This window comes from Aeromonas sp. 601039, assembly GCF_049174415.1.
Lineage (GTDB): Bacteria > Pseudomonadota > Gammaproteobacteria > Enterobacterales > Aeromonadaceae > Aeromonas > Aeromonas veronii_A.
The window spans coordinates 66,045-85,036 of record NZ_JAAKTL010000001.1; the positions used below are offsets into that span (position 1 = coordinate 66,045).

16 protein-coding genes and 1 tRNA gene are annotated in these 18,992 nt (G+C 58.7%); 7 read left to right on the forward strand and 10 right to left on the reverse strand.

Annotated elements, in window-relative coordinates:
- Positions 1 to 16: 16 nt before the first annotated feature.
- Both G5195_RS00295 and tadA read right to left on the reverse strand, forming a co-directional pair.
- Positions 17 to 2,254: an ABC transporter permease subunit gene (locus tag G5195_RS00295; RefSeq protein WP_227340827.1), complete on the reverse strand. Its 2,238-nt coding sequence runs from the start codon at positions 2,252 to 2,254 to the stop codon at positions 17 to 19.
- A 204-nt stretch (positions 2,255 to 2,458) separates the two neighbouring features.
- Positions 2,459 to 3,010, reverse strand: a complete 552-nt coding sequence (gene tadA, locus G5195_RS00300) for a tRNA adenosine(34) deaminase TadA (protein WP_266133794.1) — start codon at positions 3,008 to 3,010, stop codon at positions 2,459 to 2,461.
- A 256-nt stretch (positions 3,011 to 3,266) separates the two neighbouring features.
- Between tadA and G5195_RS00305 the strand changes: the two genes are divergently transcribed.
- The 4 genes from G5195_RS00305 (at position 3,267) to aceA (ending at position 7,388) form a co-directional block, all read left to right on the forward strand.
- Positions 3,267 to 3,343, forward strand: a tRNA-Pro gene (locus G5195_RS00305).
- A 222-nt stretch (positions 3,344 to 3,565) separates the two neighbouring features.
- Complete coding sequence (locus G5195_RS00310; protein WP_421204665.1) at positions 3,566 to 3,706, forward strand: hypothetical protein; 141 nt, start codon at positions 3,566 to 3,568, stop codon at positions 3,704 to 3,706.
- Between the two features lie 687 nt (positions 3,707 to 4,393).
- Positions 4,394 to 6,001 (forward strand): malate synthase A, encoded by a 1,608-nt coding sequence (gene aceB / locus G5195_RS00315; RefSeq protein ID WP_421221486.1) that lies wholly within the window; start codon positions 4,394 to 4,396, stop codon positions 5,999 to 6,001.
- Positions 6,002 to 6,074: 73 nt separating this feature from the next.
- Complete coding sequence (aceA, locus tag G5195_RS00320) at positions 6,075 to 7,388, forward strand: isocitrate lyase (protein WP_005344572.1); 1,314 nt, start codon at positions 6,075 to 6,077, stop codon at positions 7,386 to 7,388.
- A gap of 106 nt (positions 7,389 to 7,494) precedes the next feature.
- Here the strand turns inward: aceA and hda are convergent, their stop codons facing one another.
- The 3 genes from hda to upp all read right to left on the reverse strand — a co-directional run bounded on the left by hda (position 7,495) and on the right by upp (position 10,095).
- The gene (hda, locus tag G5195_RS00325; protein WP_013723920.1) at positions 7,495 to 8,196 is read right to left on the reverse strand and encodes a DnaA inactivator Hda; all 702 of its coding nucleotides are present in this window, start codon (positions 8,194 to 8,196) and stop codon (positions 7,495 to 7,497) included.
- 102 nt (positions 8,197 to 8,298) lie between these two features.
- On the reverse strand, positions 8,299 to 9,318 hold the full coding sequence (locus G5195_RS00330; RefSeq protein WP_058056056.1) for a DUF2066 domain-containing protein: 1,020 nt from the start codon (positions 9,316 to 9,318) through the stop codon (positions 8,299 to 8,301).
- A gap of 150 nt (positions 9,319 to 9,468) precedes the next feature.
- The gene (gene upp / locus G5195_RS00335) at positions 9,469 to 10,095 is read right to left on the reverse strand and encodes a uracil phosphoribosyltransferase (protein WP_005334115.1); all 627 of its coding nucleotides are present in this window, start codon (positions 10,093 to 10,095) and stop codon (positions 9,469 to 9,471) included.
- Positions 10,096 to 10,271: 176 nt separating this feature from the next.
- On the opposite strand from upp, the gene purM reads away from it, so the two are divergent.
- A complete protein-coding gene (gene purM / locus G5195_RS00340) occupies positions 10,272 to 11,309 on the forward strand; it encodes a phosphoribosylformylglycinamidine cyclo-ligase (protein ID WP_021231046.1) in 1,038 nt (345 codons plus the stop codon).
- The gene (gene purN / locus G5195_RS00345) at positions 11,306 to 11,944 is read left to right on the forward strand and encodes a phosphoribosylglycinamide formyltransferase (protein ID WP_421221485.1); all 639 of its coding nucleotides are present in this window, start codon (positions 11,306 to 11,308) and stop codon (positions 11,942 to 11,944) included. The genes purM and purN overlap by 4 nt, the downstream gene beginning before the upstream one ends.
- 238 nt (positions 11,945 to 12,182) lie before the next feature.
- Here the strand turns inward: purN and G5195_RS00350 are convergent, their stop codons facing one another.
- The 5 genes from G5195_RS00350 to G5195_RS00370 all read right to left on the reverse strand — a co-directional run bounded on the left by G5195_RS00350 (position 12,183) and on the right by G5195_RS00370 (position 18,215).
- A complete protein-coding gene (locus G5195_RS00350; RefSeq protein ID WP_216954095.1) occupies positions 12,183 to 12,944 on the reverse strand; it encodes a Nif3-like dinuclear metal center hexameric protein in 762 nt (253 codons plus the stop codon).
- 141 nt (positions 12,945 to 13,085) lie between these two features.
- Entirely contained in the window at positions 13,086 to 14,429 is a 1,344-nt protein-coding gene (locus tag G5195_RS00355; protein WP_108614389.1) for a sigma-54-dependent transcriptional regulator, read from the reverse strand.
- A 76-nt stretch (positions 14,430 to 14,505) separates the two neighbouring features.
- A complete protein-coding gene (locus G5195_RS00360; RefSeq protein ID WP_216954098.1) occupies positions 14,506 to 15,540 on the reverse strand; it encodes a sensor histidine kinase in 1,035 nt (344 codons plus the stop codon).
- 106 nt (positions 15,541 to 15,646) lie between these two features.
- Positions 15,647 to 17,068, reverse strand: coding sequence for a sigma-54 dependent transcriptional regulator (locus G5195_RS00365; RefSeq protein ID WP_216954401.1), 1,422 nt, complete (start codon positions 17,066 to 17,068; stop codon positions 15,647 to 15,649).
- A gap of 268 nt (positions 17,069 to 17,336) precedes the next feature.
- Positions 17,337 to 18,215 (reverse strand): DUF2726 domain-containing protein, encoded by an 879-nt coding sequence (locus G5195_RS00370; protein ID WP_270904533.1) that lies wholly within the window; start codon positions 18,213 to 18,215, stop codon positions 17,337 to 17,339.
- 199 nt (positions 18,216 to 18,414) lie between these two features.
- Here G5195_RS00370 and G5195_RS00375 point away from each other — a divergent pair, with 199 nt between their 5' ends.
- The gene (locus G5195_RS00375) at positions 18,415 to 18,930 is read left to right on the forward strand and encodes a glycine cleavage system protein R (RefSeq protein ID WP_005350673.1); all 516 of its coding nucleotides are present in this window, start codon (positions 18,415 to 18,417) and stop codon (positions 18,928 to 18,930) included.
- Positions 18,931 to 18,992 lie beyond the last annotated feature (62 nt).

Genomic DNA, 18,992 nt, shown 5'->3' on the forward strand with positions numbered 1-18,992 from the left:
ATTACAGAGCCGCCCCTTACATCGAGCTGTATTTTTCACGCAACCGCTGACGGACAAACTCGGCCAGGGTGTTGAACATAAAGGTGAACACAAACAGGACGAAGGCCGCGAGGAACAGTACCCGATAGTGGGAGCTGCCCACTTCCGACTCCGGCATTTCCACCGCAATGTTGGCGGCCAGAGTACGCAGCCCCTGGAACATGGAGAAGTCCATGATGGGGGTGTTGCCGGTAGCCATCAGTACGATCATGGTTTCGCCCACGGCACGGCCAAGGCCCATCATCACCGCCGAGAAGATGCCCGGGCTGGCAGTGAGGATCACCACCCGGCTCAGGGTCTGCCACGGGGTAGCCCCCAACGCCAGCGAGCCCTGGGTCAGGTGCTTGGGCACCGAGAAGACCGCATCTTCGGCGATGGAGAAGATGGTGGGGATGACCGCAAAGCCCATGGCGATACCGACCACCAGCGAATTGCGCTGGTCAAACTTGATACCCATTTCGTGGGTCAGCCAGATGCGCGAATCACCGTGCATAAAGGCATTCTCGATGAGCGGGCTCAGGGCGAAGGCCCCCCAGCCAATCAGCAGCAGCACTGGAATAAGCAGGATGGCGTGCCATCCCTCCGGCAGCCAGGACTTGCCACGCTCCGGCAGGTAGTTCCAGACCAGTGCGGTCAACAGCATCCCCATCGGCAGCAGGATCAACAGCAGGATCACCCCGGGCAGCGCCCCCTCTATGATGGGCGCCAGCCACAGACCCGCCAGGAAGCCCAGGATAACGGTCGGCAACGCCGCCATGATCTCCACCGTCGGTTTGACGTATTTGCGCAGCCCCGCCGACATGAAGTAGGCGGTATAGATAGCACCGGCGACACCGAGCGGCACCGCAAACACCATGGCGTAGAAAGAGGCTTTCAGCGTACCGAATACCAGTGGCACCAGGCTCAGCTTGGCTTCAAAGTCGTTGCTGGCGGAGGTGGATTGCCACACATACTGGGGCTCCGGATACCCTTCATACCATACCTTCTGCCACAGGGCCGACCAGGTCACCTCGGGGTGATCATTCTCCACCGAGAAAAGCTTGAAGGTCTCCCCTTGCTGCATCAGCAACAGGTTGTGACGGGGGGAGATGGCCAGGGCAGAGAGTTCACCCCCTTCCACCGTCTCGGTCAGCAGCTTGGTCTCGCCAGTGGCGTGGAAGAAGCTGATGATGCCGTCCTTGTCGGCACTGATGAAGGCTTTGCGATAGTGCTCGGGGGTCAGAAGATCCACCGCGCCATCGCCCTTGAAGTCACGGATCTGAGTGAACTGGCGTTTGCCATCTTTTGCCACTTCAAACCACTGGGAGATGATGCCGTTGTCGTTGCCCACCAGCAGGGAGGAGGCACCGGAGAGCAGCTCGACCCGGGTCACGTTGGCATCTGGCGCATTGATCTCCAGCACGTTGCGCACGGATATATTGCTCAGGTCATGAATGTCATAGACAGAGAGACGATTGCCTTCCCGCACAAAGAGGATCCGCAGATTGGGGGTCAAAAGCATCTGATCCACATGGCGCGGCAGGGACGGAATGGTGTAGTTCTCACTGCTCCACTCAATCTCGCCGGAGAGGAAGTTCTCCTCACCGCTCATCACCATCAGTACGCCACGACCATCTTCGGTCACGGCGGCGGTCGCCATCTTGTCCTTGGTGGCCTCAAACACCATGGCACTGAGCGCTTTGCCCTGCGGATCGACCACTACCGGCTCCTCGCCAAAGGGATATTGCAGACTGGGTTCGATCACCCGCACATCGTTGGGATAGGAGACCTTGAACGCAGGCTGGACGACCTGCGCCTTGCCATCGGCGAAACCGTAGGCGATCAGCTTCTGACCAGGGGACGGTGGCGCCACCGCAGTGACATCACCGGTGACCTCAGCATGACCAAGGGATTGCCCGACCTTGATCTTGTCATCTCCCTGCACCGCGAAGAAGTTGACCAGTCCTTTATCGCTGAAGCGATAGCCGATCTCGTTCTGCTCTTCCACGCCGAGCCAGGCGGTCTTCCCTGCTGCAGGCAGAGTAAATGAGGCAGTTGGCTCCATGGAGGCGCCATTGAAGATGGGTTTCACCACATAGAGCAGATAAAAGAAGATAAGCAGCAGCGCCACCAGTACCAGGGCTCCGCCTGTGGTGACGCCATATTTGGCCAATTTATCCTTGATCCGGCGTTTTCTACTGCCCGCCATGACCAGGTTTAACGATTCCGATGACATGCAAGACCTCAATGTAAGCTAGGCTTGGCGGCATTATATGGCGGTTGCATGACAGTTTTGTTACATCGAGAGCGCTTTAACCGAGGTTGCTAGTGGAAAAATGGGCGGGGGTCCTTTCGAGGGAAAGTGAACACAATATATTGTTTATAAAGAGATATTTGTGAGAATAATCAGCAAGGGCAGCCTGTGCTGCCCCCAAATGATTCAGGAAAGGGCATCGTTTGATTGTTGCAGCGCCAGTTTGGCCGCCTTTTTCTCGGCGCGGCGACGCTTGAAGAAGGCCGACAACTGGGCCGAGCAGGCATCGGCCAGCACACCGCCGGTCAGCTCGACACTGTGGTTGTGGCGCGGGTCCTGCAAGATCTCGAACACAGACCCCGCAGCACCGGTCTTGAGATCACGTGCGCCGTAAACCACCCGCTTGACCCGGCTATGGATCAGCGCACCGGCACACATGCAGCAGGGCTCCAGCGTCACATAAAGTGTGGTGTCGAGCAGGCGGTAGTTCGCCAGCTGCTGGCCCGCTGCCCGAATTGCCATCACCTCGGCATGGGCACAGGCATCGTGTTCGCTGATGGAGCGGTTCCACCCCTCGCCCACCACCTGACCATCCAGCACCAGAACGGCACCGACCGGGATCTCGCCAATCCCTTCGGCCCGGGCGGCCAATGCCATGGCATGGCGCATCCACTGTTCATCCTGCGCGGTCTGACTCGGAGCCTGACCCAGTGTTTCTGGGACCTCTGATGGCTTCACGCCCATCCCCTCTTTATATTGTTCAATTGTGCCGTTTGCATTCCCGCGACCCTACACCAGTCAGATAATTCCATAGATAGCAGGCATGATAGCTCGCGGAGACAGGGCGGCGATTATGCCAAATCTGCACGTCAGACCCAAGCCGGATCCCGACTGAGCAATAAAGAAGCAATCGGCATCTCTATGATAAAAAAGGAGTTGCACCCGTTTGGCCATGCTATTAGACTTCCTCCCCGTCAGCCGAGTCTGACTCCGTCGGTGTGTAGCGCAGCCAGGTAGCGCATCTGCATGGGGTGTAGAGGGTCGGAGGTTCGAATCCTCTCACACCGACCATTTTCCCCGAGAATAGCCCAGTCAAACGACTGGGCTATTTTTTTGCTTCCGATTTATCCTCCTGACGCCCCCGCCGATCAAGCACAAAAATCACTCAGAACCACTTGAATCTTTTTGCCGAACTCATTAAGATGCGCAACTTTCCGCCGGTAGACAACACAGGGAGGTGGAAACACGAGTGAAGGGATCACTGTCCGGCTTGCGTGCAACACAGGACCAGGCATGAACCAGAACACCGATTTCGCACCCGCCATTACACTTTATTCCGTTCCTCATGACACCCCTTGCCACACCGAAAGCGAAGACGAACAGGTCATCCAGCTGGATGTGATCGATCTGGCCGAACCGGATGATGACTATTGAGCCCGGCCAGATGGCCGCTCAATCACCAGCACATCGCCTGTTCAACGCACTCAGTTTCAGGCCCTTGGCGAGAAATCTGCAAAAAACGACAAACTGCTAATTCTATCAAGGATGGCAGTATTATTGACTAATGTGTCTCACCCTTCCCTCTCCGGCATTCCCCCCGACAACTGATACAAACCTACGTTATTGCGCTTCACTTTCCATCGCTGCAACCTCTGGTGCCAACAGAGCCTGCATCACCACACCAAGTTTAAAACGCACGTTCACCAATCAGGTCTAGCATTAGCAAAACATTCATTACCACATTCAAACGCGCTTTATACGGCTGTTTTGGCAAAGCCTGGAGTTAGGTCGGGATTTGTTTTTGCATTTGTAATTTTATTACGTAACAAGTTACAAAATGAGGGTCAGGGTAACGGCCCAAATTAGCCGTTGTCCGATGGGAAAAAGCAGGAGCATAACCATCTGCGTAGAGCTTTTACACCAACCCAATAAAACAATAAAAAACATCAACTTAACCATATCCAAAAAACAGGTGTTTAAAAAAACTGTTGACGTACTCAACAATATTTCGCACCTTATCAATCGTGTTACCCCGTTGTTGCGGGAACGTTTCAGGAACAGGGATTCGACTTTAGTCGTAGTTAGTAAGTTCAAAATGTAATTCTCAAAGGAGTGAACCTTATGTCGGCACCGGCTCAGACCCACTGCAGCGCCCGCCTTCGCATCCAGGGCGAGATGCTACCCGAATACGCGCAAATTCTGACGCCGGACGCGGTGGCTCTGGTCTCCGAACTGGTGGAACGTTTTGCTCCCCAAAGAGGGGAATTGCTGAAACAACGTGTGGCACGCCAGGCCCGTATCGATGGCGGCGAGCTGCCGGCCTTCCTGCCGGAAACCGCCCACATCCGTGAAGGTGACTGGACCATTCGCGGCATTCCCGCCGACCTGCAAGACCGCCGTGTGGAGATCACCGGCCCGGTCGAGCGCAAGATGGTGATCAACGCCCTCAACGCCAACGTCAAGGTGTTCATGGCGGACTTCGAGGACTCACTGGCTCCCGCCTGGAATAAGGTGATCGAGGGCCAAATCAACCTGCGCGATGCGGTCAACGGCACCATCTCTTACACCAGCCCGGAAGGAAAGGCTTATACCCTGACTCCCAATCCGGCCGTCCTCATCTGCCGGGTACGCGGTCTCCACCTGCCGGAAAAACATGTCACCTTCGATGGCGAGCCCATCCCCGGTGGCCTGTTCGATTTTGCTCTCTACTTCCTGCACAACTATCAGGCGCTGCTGGCCAAAGGATCGGGCCCCTACTTCTACGTGCCCAAGTTGCAGAGCCATCTGGAAGGGCGCTGGTGGAGCGAGGTGTTCGCCTGGACCGAGGACAAGTTCGGCCTGCCCCGCGGCACCATCAAGGCCACCGTGCTGATTGAAACCCTGCCGGCCGTGTTCGAGATGGATGAGCTGCTCTATCAGATGAAAGATCACATCGTCGCCCTCAACTGCGGCCGCTGGGACTACATCTTCAGCTATATCAAAACCTTGAAGAACCATCCGGATCGGGTACTGCCTGATCGTCAGGTGGTGACCATGGACAAGCCGTTCCTCTCCGCCTACTCGCGGCTGCTGATCAAGACCTGTCACAAGCGCGGTGCGCTGGCGATGGGTGGCATGGCCGCCTTTATTCCGGCCAAGGACGCGGCCGTTAACGAGCAGGTCTTCGCCAAGGTCAAGGCCGACAAGGAGCGCGAAGCCAACAACGGCCACGACGGTACCTGGGTCGCCCACCCTGGCCTAGCTGATACCGCCATGGCGGTGTTCAACGCCACCATTGCGGCTGGTGCCAAGAACCAGATCGGCGTGCTGCGCGAGCAGGATGCCCCCATCACCGCCACCGACCTGCTGGCCCCCTGTGAGGGCGAGCGCACCGAGGCGGGGATGCGCACCAATATCCGGGTTGCCCTGCAATATCTGGAGGCCTGGATCAACGGCAATGGTTGCGTGCCCATCTACGGTCTGATGGAAGATGCCGCCACCGCCGAGATCTCCCGCACCTCCATCTGGCAGTGGATCCGCCACGGCAAGAGCCTGTCGAACGGCAAGGTGGTGACTAAGGAGCTGTTCCGCCAGATGCTGGCCGAGGAGCTGGAGGTGGTCAAAGCCGAGGTGGGCACCACGCGCTGGCAGACAGGACGCTTTGCCGAGGCAGGCGAACTGATGGAAGAGATCACCTGCGCCGATACCCTGATCGATTTTCTGACGCTGCCCGGTTACGAGCGGCTCTGAATCACGGGCCCCCAGCGGGGCTCGCCAATAACAAGTCAATGGAAACGTGAAATCAATGAAAGAGGGAACTGATATGGCACTGACCCGTGAGCAACAGATCCAGGCTATCGAGAAAGACTGGGCGGAAAACCCCCGCTGGAAAGGGATCAAACGCGGCTACAGCGCCGAAGATGTGGTGAACCTGCGCGGCAGCTTGCAGCCGGTGCACACCCTGGCCCAGCGTGGAGCCGACAAGCTGTGGGGTCTGATCCACGGCGACGCCAAGAAAGGCTACGTCAACTGCCTCGGCGCCCTGACCGGTGGTCAGGCAGTGCAGCAGGCCAAGGCGGGGATCGAGGCGATCTACCTCTCCGGCTGGCAGGTGGCGGCGGACAACAACTTGTCCTCCACCATGTATCCGGATCAGTCCCTCTACCCGGCCAACTCGGTACCGTCCGTGGTGGAGCGCATCAACAACTCCTTCGCCCGTGCCGACCAGATCCAGTGGGCCAACAAGGTAGGACCTCAGGATGAGGGCTTTATCGACTACTTCCTGCCGATCGTGGCTGATGCGGAAGCCGGTTTCGGCGGTGTGCTGAACGCCTTCGAACTGATGAAGGGGATGATTGAAGCGGGCGCCGCTGGCGTGCACTTCGAAGATCAGCTCGCTTCGGTCAAGAAGTGCGGTCATATGGGTGGCAAAGTGCTGGTACCGACTCAGGAAGCGGTGCAGAAGCTGGTTGCTGCCCGTCTGGCAGCCGATGTGTGCGGCACCACCACCCTGGTGATCGCCCGTACCGACGCCAACGCCGCTGACCTGTTGACCACCGACGCCGACCCGTACGATGCAGACTTCCTGACTGGTGAGCGCACTGCTGAAGGATTCTACAAGGTGCGTGCCGGTATCGATCAGGCCATCGCTCGCGGTCTGGCTTACGCCCCCTACGCCGACATGGTGTGGTGTGAAACCGCCAAGCCGGATCTGGACGAAGCGCGTAAATTTGCCGAAGCAATCAAGGCCAAGTTCCCGGATCGCATCCTGGCCTACAACTGCTCCCCGAGCTTCAACTGGAAGAAAAATCTGGACGATGCCACCATCGCCCGCTTCCAGCAGGAGCTCTCCGACATGGGCTACAAGTATCAGTTCATCACCCTCGCGGGTATCCACAACATGTGGTTCCACATGTACGAACTGGCCTACCAGTACGCCCGTGGCGAAGGGATGAAGCACTACGTCGAGATGGTGCAGGAGCCGGAATTTGCTGCCGCCAGCCGTGGCTACACCTTCGTGGCCCACCAGCAGGAGGTCGGTACCGGTTACTTCGACAAGGTGACTACCGTGATTCAGGGTGGCCAATCCTCGGTGACCGCACTGACCGGCTCTACCGAAGAAGATCAGTTCCACTGATAGACAGAGCCCCCTTGAGATAGCAAAACCCCGGCCTGATGTCGGGGTTTCTTTTTATCTGCCATTCAAACGAAAGTCAGGCCACAACCGCACACCGCAGAGAGGATCAGAGCTCGAGGATCTCTTTGACAAAGGGAATGGTGAGCTTGCGCTTGGCGCGAAATGAGGCGTTGTCGAGCTGATTGAGAGTGGTGAGCAGGGTTCGCATATCGCGGGAGAGTCGGTTGAGCAGGAAGCGGCCCACATCGATGGGCAATTTGAAGCCCCGCAGCTCGGCACGCAGCTGCAGGGCACTGAGCTTGCCTTCGTCATCCAGTTCTTCGAGATGGAAACTCACCCCCCAGTCAAGGCGCGAGGCGAGATCCGGCAGTTGCAGCCCCAGTTTGCGCGGTGCGCTGCAACCGGTGACCACCAACGTCCCCTCGCCCTTCTCCTGCCAGCGGTTGTAGAAATCGAATAGCGCCCGCTCCCACACGGCATTGCCGGCGATGGCCTCAAGGCTGTCGAGACAGACCAGCGGCAAGCTTTCGAGGGCATCGAGCATGCTGGGATCGAGCTGTTCAAATTGATCAAGGGAGAGATAGGCCGCCGCCGCATCGCGGGCGTTGACCTCGGCACAGGTGGCGTGGAGCAGATGAGAGCGTCCGGATCCCTTGGCTCCCCAGAAATAGAGGAAAGGCGATCCCTGACCGATGGCCGCATTCTTGAGGGCGGTGATCAGATGAGCATTGTTGCCGGGATAAAAACTGACGAAGGTTTCATCATCCGGTAGTTGTACGGCTAAAGACAGTTGGGCCGGTTGCTTCACTCGTTGGGCTTTGACTGTGACATTTGTGGCTAAGTGTATCATCGCAAAGGCAGATAGAGAACCGCCCGGCCAAGCCGGGCGGTCTACAAAAGCCTTATAAAATCAGGGCTGCGACCATTGGTAACGCAAACCGCTGCCATTATCGTCAACCTTGCGCAAACGACTCTCAAGTTGCAGCGCCCGCACCAGTTCGGCCTGATCCCCTTGCAGGGTAAAGTTGAAGGTGACCTGGTCCCCCTCCAGCTTGCCGATCGCCACCTTGCTGACGTTGGCCATCCCCTGCAGCATCTTCTGCACGGCGATCATGCTGTCCACTTCGGAGAGGCCATCTACCACCAGGGTCTGGCTGGTTGCCGGACCCGAGATACGGGCACCGTAGTTTTTCACCAGCCAGGCCGCTAGGGTATCAGCAAACCCTTGCGCCACTTCGGCCTGAGTGCCGGTGCTATTGCCACGGGTCAGCTCGGCCACTTCACCGGCCGCCTTGGGGCCGTAGAGTCCCCAATCGATGCTCCACTTGTCACCTTCTGGTGTCAGCTTGCCCAGCACCACCATCTCGGCGCCATAGCGCTGGCTTGCCTGCAAAATCGGGTCGGCAAAGCGTCCCCAGACGTCGGTGGCACTGACCGCCATGTTGTCATCGAGATCCATCAGCGGAATGCTGATGGGCAGCCCCAGCGTCTGGGCCTGCTCGCGCAAGGCTTGCGCCCAACCATCGCTGGATTGATCCGCCAGCAAGCGACGCTCACCCTGATCCACCACCAGCCAGATGGCCATTTGGGGACGCGCCGGGCCAAGCAGGGCAAACTGGCTCTCGGAGACCAAGCTGTTGACCTTGTCACTCTTGAACTCGGCTTTCAGATACTTAACGGAGTCCTGATCCTGATAGCCATAGCTTTTGACATAGTCGCCCGGGGCCGCCAGCGCCTTGACCACCACAGGTTGGGTGAGGATGTCGCGTTTGCCGGTGACCTTGATCAGCACCTGACCCAGTGCCTGCCCTTGAGCGGCCACCATGTCGCCACTGGTCGGGGCCTTGCCCTGATAGAGGTCGGTCACCTGAGCGGCCGAAGCCATGAATGACAAGCCGCAGCAGAGGGCGGTCACAACACGTTTGAACATGAACAGAGTCTCGAAATGGGAGAGTGTGCTTATGGTAGCGGCAAGGCGCATCCTGCGGCAAGGCTGGCACAAGCGGCCACAAACAGCAGAGCCGGCGATGCGCCGGCTCCGATCACCCCTTCCACATGGGAAGCAGGTCAAGGCATAAACTTATTTGGTACCGAAGATCTTGTCGCCTGCATCGCCCAGACCCGGCACGATGTAGCCTTTCTCGTTCAGCCCCTGGTCGACAGAAGCACAGTAGAGCTCTACGTCAGGGTGAGCGGCTTCCAGCGCCTTGATCCCTTCCGGCGCGGCAACCAGTACCAGCACCTTGATGGATTGGCAGCCTTTCTTCTTCAGCAGATCGATGGTGGCGATCATGGAGCCGCCGGTGGCCAGCATCGGGTCAATGACCAGCGCCAGACGCTCTTCGATATTGCTGACGATCTTCTCGAAATAGGGAACCGGTTGCAGGGTCTCTTCATCGCGGTAGATACCGACCACGCTGACGCGGGCGCTCGGCATGTGCTCCAGCACACCATCCATCATGCCAAGGCCGGCACGCAGGATAGGTACGACGGTTACCTTCTTGCCTTTGATCTGGTCAACTTCTACTGGCCCATTCCAGCCATCGATGATAACCTTCTCGGTTTCGAAGTCAGAGGTCGCTTCATAGGTCAACAAACTGCCCACTTCTTTGGCCAGTTCACGGAAACGCTTGGTGCTGATATCGCCTTCACGCATCAGACCGATCTTGTGTTTGACCAGGGGGTGTTTGACTTCAACGACTTTCATTATTATCTCCTCTAACCTGCCGCAAAAAAATCGCGGAATCATACAACAAAAGCCACCACTTGTAGAGCATTTCCGCGCAAAAACGCGCAAACGATTTCCTTTCTGGTTTTTCACCGCCACTGTTAGAATACGCCCCGAATTTTACCCTCCACTTCTTTACATGACGGGGAATACTCGTGACTGACAAAACCTCACTGAGCTACAAGGATGCTGGCGTAGATATCGATGCCGGCAATGCACTGGTTGAACGTATCAAGGGCGTGTCAAAGCGCACTCGTCGTCCTGAAGTCCTTGGTGGTCTTGGCGGCTTTGGGGCCTTGTGTCAAATCCCTGCGGGCTACAAGGAGCCGGTACTGGTCTCCGGTACCGATGGTGTGGGCACCAAGCTGCGGCTGGCCATCGACCTGAAGAAGCACGACACCGTGGGCATCGATTTGGTGGCCATGTGCGTTAATGATCTGATCGTACAGGGCGCCGAGCCGCTGTTCTTCCTCGACTACTATGCGACCGGCAAGCTGGACGTGGACACCGCGGCCGCGGTGGTCACCGGGATCGGTGCCGGTTGCGAGCAGTCAGGCTGTGCCCTGGTGGGCGGCGAGACTGCCGAGATGCCGGGTATGTATGAAGGGGAAGACTACGACATCGCCGGTTTCTGCGTCGGTGTGGTGGAGAAGAGCGAAATCATCGACGGCAGCAAGGTCGGTGAAGGGGATGCCCTGATCGCGCTGGCCGCCAGCGGCCCTCACTCCAACGGCTTCTCCCTGATCCGTAAAATTCTGGAAGTCTCCAAAGCAGACGTGCATCAGCCGCTGGGGGACACCACCCTGGCCAACGCCCTGCTGGAGCCGACCCGCATCTATGTGAAACCTGTGCTCAAGCTCATCAAGGAGTGCGAGATCCACGCCCTCTCCCACATCACCGGCGGTGGCTTCTGGGAGAATATCCCCCGCGTATTGCCTGCCAACACTCAAGCGGTGATCGACGAGCAGAGCTGGCAGTGGCCGGCGGTGTTCAGCTGGCTGCAGCAAGCTGGCAACGTCACCCGTCACGAGATGTATCGCACCTTCAACTGCGGTGTCGGCATGATCATCGCCCTGCCCGCCAACCAGCTGGAGAAGGCGCTGACCCTACTCAAGGCAGAAGGCGAGAACGCATGGCACATCGGTCATATCGCCAAGGCAGCAGACGGTGAGGAGCAGGTCGTCATCAAATGATGCGGATCCTCGTCCTAATCTCCGGCAGCGGCAGCAACCTGCAGGCGATCCTCGACCACTGCGCAAGCGGCAAGATTGCCGGTGAAGTGGTCGGCGTCATAAGCAACAAGGCAGATGCCTATGGTCTGGTTCGCGCCAAAGATGCGGGGGTGGCGACCTCCATTCTGGCCCAGCAGCAGTTTGCCAGCCGGGAGGAGTATGACGCCGCCATGCTGGCGCTGATGGCAGACTATCAGCCGGATCTGGTGGTACTGGCCGGCTTTATGCGGATATTGAGCGGCGATCTGGTGCGCCATTTCGCCGGCAGAATGATCAATATCCACCCCTCCCTGCTGCCCAAGTATCAGGGCTTGCACACTCACCAGCGCGCCATAGATGCCGGTGACAGTGAACACGGCGCCAGCGTCCACTTTGTCACCGAAGAGCTGGACGGGGGCCCGGTGATCCTGCAGGCCCACGTGCCCATCTTTGAAGGGGACACGGCGGAGGAGGTAGCGGCACGGGTACAGGCGCAGGAACACAGCATCTATCCGCTGGTGGTACGCTGGTTCTGCGAAGGCAGGCTGCAGATGGTGGATGGCGCCGTACAACTGGATGGCGCCCTGCTGGGCCCCGCGGGTTACGCCTGCGAGTAAGCAGACGTCTTGTCGAAATGTGAAAAAGGAGGCCGATGGCCTCCTTTTTATTTCCTGAATTTTCCCACCACAGGCACAGGCTTAACCTGTTCACGACCTGCAGCGAGAAACCGTCAACAAGGTTACAAGCTGCCCAGGAACCGGAGCGTATGGACATACCTGAGCACTTTTTGCTGTATACATAAGCGAGCAGCACATGAGCCTTGATCACGGTTTCGTAGCCAGATCGTGGACAGGTTTAGACCGGATTGTCGATATCAATAAAGGTCACATCCAGCCCGTGCACGGTCGCCAGCCACTCCCCCAGCGCCTTGACGCCGTAACGCTCGGTGGCGTGATGGCCCGCGGCGTAGAAGTGCATCCCCATCTCGCGAGCGGTGTGAATGGTCTGCTCGGAGGCTTCACCGGAGATAAAGGCATCGATGCCCTGCTCCGCCGCCAGATTGATGTAGCTCTGACCACCACCGGTGCACCAGGCCACGGAACGGATAAGCTCGGGGCCGCTGTCGCCACAATAGAGTGGTTCGCGGCCAAGGCGTTCGGCAATCAGTTTGGCAAAGTCGGCGCCACTCATCGGCTCTTCCAGCTTGCCCACCATGGCGACACTCTTGCTGTTCCACGGCTCCAGACCGCGGCGTACCTTGATGTCGAGCAGCTTGGCTAGCTGGGCGTTGTTACCCACCTCGGGATGGACATCCAGCGGCAAATGGTAGGCAAACAGGTTGATATCGTGGGTCAGCAGGGTCTTGAGCCGACGCTGCTTCATGCCGGTGATCTGGGCCGGTTCACCGCTCCAGAAGTAACCGTGATGGACCAGGATGGCATCGGCTTCGGCAGCCACCGCCGCGTCGATAAGCGCCTGACTGGCGGTGACACCGGTCACTACCTTGCGAATACGTTCGCGCCCCTCCACTTGCAAGCCGTTGGGGCAGTAATCCTTGATAGAGTGCGGTTCGAGCAGATGGTTCAGTACGGTTTCGAGTTTTCGATGAGAGATCATAGGGGTCCCTTATTAAGGCTCGGTCCCCTGCTTTACCAATAAAAACAGGGCCCAGGCTCAAAGCGCCAAGGGCCCCATGATAATCGAGCCGGGCCGTCAAGACCATGACAGCCCCCACACAGTGCGGCTTCCCTACATGCCTCAGGCTGGCAGGTCGATCCCCGCCTCCCGCATCTGGGCCAGCTTGTAGCGCAGAGTGCGCGGGCTGATGCCGAGTCGGTCGGCCACCGCCTTGCGGCTGCCGTTACAATCTTGCAGGGTGTCGAGGATGATCTGGTGCTCCTGCTGCTTGAGCTCGCTGCCGAGGCGATCGCCGCCATAGCTGCGCTCCACGCTGACAAACTCCATCTCCTGCTCGTCCAGCTCCTCCAGAATGAGGTGGTCACAATCAATGATCCCGTCGGGGCTGAGGATGAGGGCGCGCTGTACCACGTTATCCAGCTCCCGCACATTGCCGGGCCAGGGGTGGGCCAGCAACCGCTCCCGCGAGGCATCTGTCAACTGTGGTGTCGGCAGCCCCTGCTGACTGGCATGAAGTGCCAGCAGGTGCTCCGCCAGCGGCAGAATGTCGCCGGGCCGCTCACAGAGGGCAGACCAGCGCAGCGGAAAGACGTTGAGGCGATAGTAGAGATCTTCGCGGAACAGACCATCCTGCACCGCTTTTTTCAAATCCCGGTTGCTGGTAGCGATGACCCGCACATCCAGCGGGATCATCTTGCGACTGCCGAGCCGCTCCACCTCTTTCTCCTGCAACACCCGCAGCAATTTGGCTTGCAGCCCCTGATCCATCTCGGTGATCTCGTCAAGCAGCAGGGTGCCCCCCTGCGCCTGCTCGAACTTGCCCGGGCACCCCTGTACCGCACCGGTGAAAGCCCCCTTCTCGTAGCCAAACAGGGTCGCCTCCAGCATGTTTTCCGGAATGGCGGCGCAGTTGATGGCGACGAAAGGCTGCTCGGCGCGGCTGGAGTTGTCGTGAATGTAACGGGCCAGCACCTCTTTACCCGTCCCGCTCGGGCCGGTCACCATCACGGTCGCTTCGCTTCTGGCCACCCGGGTCGCCAGCTGGAACAGCTCGGCAGTTTTGGGATCCCCGTAGACCACGGCACGTTTTTCCACCTTCTGAGCAGGCACATAGCGGCTGACCTGATTGAGCAGCACCTCCGGCGAAAAGGGCTTGGCCAGATAGTCGATGGCCCCTTCGCGCATGGCGCGCACCGCGCCGTCGATATTGGCGTAGGCGGTCATCAGCAACACAGGTATCTGCGGATATTGCTGGCGGATGGTAGCCAGCAGGGTGAGGCCGTCCATTCCCCCCATCTGGATATCGGAGATCACCATGTCAAACGGCTGACGGGAGAGGGCCAGCAGAGCACGCTCGCCGCTGTCCGCTTCGCGGCACTCATAACCGCCGAGCAAAAGGGTATCCACCAGCGCTTCGCGCAGGCCATTGTCATCTTCTACAACCAGGATCCGGGCCTGAGTCATGCTACACCTCCCACGACAGCCAACCTGGCCGCATTGATATGGCTCCCTCTCGGCAGGCACAGCTCCTTAACAAGGCTCATGCTGCACCTCCAAGTTGCACCTGCTGCTGATGCAGGGGGAACGACAGAGTAAAACAGGTGCCTTCACCGGGAACCGAGGCCACACCGACCTCCCCCTGATGGGCACGCACGACGGATTGCACCACCGCCAGCCCGAGGCCAGTGCCTTGGGAGCGGGTGGTAAAGAAGGGTTCGAATACCTGACCAAGCAGGTGAGAAGGGATCCCCTTGCCATTGTCGATGACACGCATCTCCACCCGGACACCACTGCGCACCGCGCTGACCAAGAGTGACGTGGCCCCCGCCTGCTGGGCATTGGCGATCAGGTTGTTGATGGCGCCCGCCAGTGCGCTGCTGTTGGCCAGCAGGCAGAGATCGGGCTCCGGCGCCTCTATGTGCAGTTCGCAGCCCTGTTGCTGACAGAAAGCCTCGGCACCAGCCTGCACTTCAGCCAGCAAGCCCTGTACCGAGATGGGGGTGACCACCTGATTGTCGCCATTCCGGGCAAACAGCAGGATGTCGTTGATCTGCTTCTCCAGATCTTGGAGGCGGGCCATCAGCTTTTGCTGAAACTGGCTGCGGGACTCCGGCTTGAGGGTACGGTTGGCCAGGTTGGCGGCATAGAGCATGGCGGCGGAGAGCGGAGTGCGGATCTGGTGGGCGAGCGAAGCCGCCATATTGCCCAGCGCCGACAGCCGCTTCATGTGGTTGATGCGATCCTGAAGCTTGCGGGTTTCAGTGAGGTCATTGATAAAGACCAGCTGGCCGCTCTGATCCGGCAGCGGCTGGGTAGAAAGCTGGACCCGTCGTCCATCGCGCAGGGAGATCTCGTGGCCATCATCCTCACGTGGTTCAAAACAGCGGGCAATGATGCGGCGCCAGAGCTCTCCTTCCAACGGCTCCCCCAGCAGGGAGATGGCTGCCGGATTCGCGCGGGTGACCACCCCAGCCCCGTCAAGCAGCAACACCCCGGTGGGGAGCGCCTTGAAGATGGCATAGAGCTGGCTCACTTCGTGGGACTGGAGTGGCATGTCCTGCTGCTGGATCGTCATAAACCTGACCTCAAACTGGCTATTTGGTCAGGTCATTCAATTTCCATGCCACTAAAATATGTTAATTAAAACAATAGATTGCATGTTAACGTCAAGGCTTTGACCCTTAAACGTCCTTGCTCATCCCGTACTTTTTCATCTTCTCTACCAGGGTGGTACGGCGCATGCCGAGCAGATCGGCGGCGCGGGCCACCACCCCGTCCTGCGACTCCAGCGCCTGGCGGATCAGCTCCACTTCAAGGTCGGCCAGCATCTCCTTGAGATTGACCCCCTCCTCCGGCAGTTGCATGGTGCGGGCAGAGGCGAGGGGGTGATCCAGCTCCGGCGGCTCCTGGAACACCGCCGCCAGCGCATCCCGCTCATCCATCTCGGTCAGCCGCTCATCCCGCGGCTCGCTCGGCAACAGACGATAACGACTCGGCAGATCCGCCACATCGACGATCTGTTGCGGGTAGAGGATAAGCAGCCGCTCCAGCAGGTTGGAAAGCTCGCGCACATTGCCCGGCCAGGGGTACTGCATCAGCGACTCCAGCGCCCGCTGGGTCAGACGGATCACACTGTGGTGCTGCTCCGCGTGACGGTTGAGCAACTCCTGCAGCAGCAGCGGAATGTCATCGATGCGATCCCGCAGTGGCGGGGTCTCAATGGGGAAGACGTTGAGGCGGTAGTAGAGATCTTCACGAAAACCCTGACTGCGGATCAATGCCTCCAGATCCCGATGGGTCGCCGCAATGATGCGCACATCGGCCTGAATGGGCTTGCCGCCACCGACCCTGTCGAACAGCCGCTCCTGCAATACCCGCAGCAGTTTGACCTGCATCGGCATCGGCATGTCGCCAATCTCGTCGAGGAACAGAGTGCCCCCCTGCGCCAGCTCGAAACGACCGCGACGAGCTGCGATGGCGCCGGTAAAGGCTCCCTTCTCGTGACCGAACAGTTCGCTCTCAAGCAACTCGGCAGGAATGGCACCACAGTTGATAGGCACAAAGGGGCCACTACTGCGGGCCGAGAGTTCGTGAATGGCACGGGCCACCACTTCTTTGCCGGTTCCCGATTCACCAAGGATCAGCACGTTGGCATCGGTCTCGGCCACCTGGCTGATGAGGCGGCGAACCTCCTGGATCCCCTTCCCTTTGCCCACCAGCAAACGCAGCAACGTCTGCCCCTTGTCGTGGGTCTGTTGACGGGGATGGAGAGAGACAAAAGCCTGACAGAAGTGCAGGTGACGAGTCAGCGACTCATAGGTAAAGGGGGCCTGGGCAACACCGATAAAGTTGCTGTTGGGCAGTTCCGCCTCAACCAGCGAGATAAAGGGGGTACGAGGGAAAGCGGCAAGTAACTCGGGCAAGGTGCGACCTGCCAGTTCACCCACCAGCACCCCTTGCAGTGGGCCAGAAGATTCGATGGCGACATCCAGGTCCCCTTCTGCGACATCCTGCCACAGGATCCCCATAAACGTGAGCACGGTTCCCAACTGCTGGCGCCGCTGCGCATCGGCATCAACAATCAACACGCCCATCTCCACCATATCCATCCCTCGCGATATCCTGAACTAACTTATTGTTTTATTTAGTAATAAAACAGCTACTGACTGTCTTTTTGCAGGCACACAAAGTGCCAAAAAACCGACACATTGTCAAAAATTGTCGTATTCAGGCTAAGTGTATCGATAGAAACGGGAGATTAGATAAATTTTGCCGAGGAATTTTCTGCATTGGCGCCGCTAGCAAACGCCGCCAATGGCGGAAAGAAAACTGCCCTCGTCAGAGGGCAGCATGCAATACGGTCAGATGAACTCAGTGGCTGTGGTGGTGATGCGGCGCCGCATAACGACACGCGGGAAAACGACTACAGGCCAGGAAGAGTCGACCGGCGTGGGGGCCTTTTTTCGCCTCCCGCTCCACCAGCGGCGCATCGCAGCGGGGGCAATGCTGCACCTCGAGCTCCTCGTCCTCCTCTACATCGGCGAACAGTCCATCGACCAGCTCACCCTCACTCTGTGGTGTCTCCACCATCCCCTTGGCCCGGATGGCAGGTTCGTGGAGCGACGAGGGCGAGACAGCCTCGGCATGGGCAGTGCGGCCACGCATCCCGGCACCGACATCCACGCCGTCCAGCAGCAGAGGGTTGAACGTCGGCTCGCGGCGCGCCCCGTGCGGCAGATCGTCAATCAAGGGTTCGCTGGTTTTGAGCAGCAGCGGCAAGATCTGTTCGCGCAGCTCTTCCACCAGATAGCTGGCACTTGCCGGGATCTGCAGCAACGGCAGACCGGCACTGTCACAGGCGGTTTTCAGAAAGAGATCCCGCGCCTTGCGCTTCTGATGGCGGTGGGAGCTGTCATCGAGTTCGATGGCACAGATAAAGGAGAGATCAGAAGGGTGGCAAAGCAGATAGTCGAAATGCTTGGCGCTGATCTTGTTGAAGTACTGCTGCCATTTGCTTTTGCCGATCCCGGCCTGCGGCGTCAGCACATCGGCCACCCGCACCTTGGCAAAGACCCGGGCCTTGTCACCCACCGCCAGATCCAGCACCCCGAGGAAGGATCGCTCGGCGGGACTGAACAGGGTCTCCTGCACATCATAGGGCAGGCGCTTTTGCTGTCTGCCTCTGCTCCAGAAGATCGCCAGCACAAGCAGCGCCAGCAACAACAATCCCGATAGGACAAGGGTATTCATGAGAGCACGATCCAGTTCACGACACGAAAGGGGAATTACTTTACCACAGCCGCCACGGAGCAAGGCAGCAGACCCGTGTATAGAAAGTGAAAAGTCCCGTCTTTTTATCTATTTGTCAGCAGGCGGGGGTTCATATGACCAGTTCCAGCAGGCACAATAGGGATAGAGCAAGAAATCCCATTTCAAGGAGAAGAGCAGGATGCAAAAGCAATTGGTGGTCACCGTGATCGGTGCAGACAAACCCGGGATCGTCGAGAGTCTGGCAGCTGTCATCAGCCGCGAACAGGGCAACTGGCTGGGCAGCGCCATGAGCGAACTGGCGGGCCAGTTTGCCGGTATCCTCCATGTCTCTGTCCCCGATGAGCACTATCGCAGCCTGTGCGAAGCACTGGCCCTGCTACCGGGTCTGACCATCAGCTTTGCCGAAGGGACACCGACCACCGAGCCAGCCCATCAAGTCATGATGACAGTGACCGGCAACGACCGCCCCGGTATCGTCCACGAAGTTGCCAGCATCCTGCGCCAGCTCGAGATCAACGTGGCCGATCTCACCACTGGCTGTGAACCGGCGCCCCACTCCGGCGCCCCTCTCTTCTATGCCCATGCGCTGGTTGCACTGCCCGACGGGCTCGCGATGGATACGCTTATCACCGCGCTGGAATCCCTCTCCGACGATCTGGTGGTCGACATCGACGAAGCGTTCAGCGAGCAGTAACAATACTGTCATTTATTTGTCATATATTAACGCCATAACTGCCGCGCAGACGCGACCTGAAA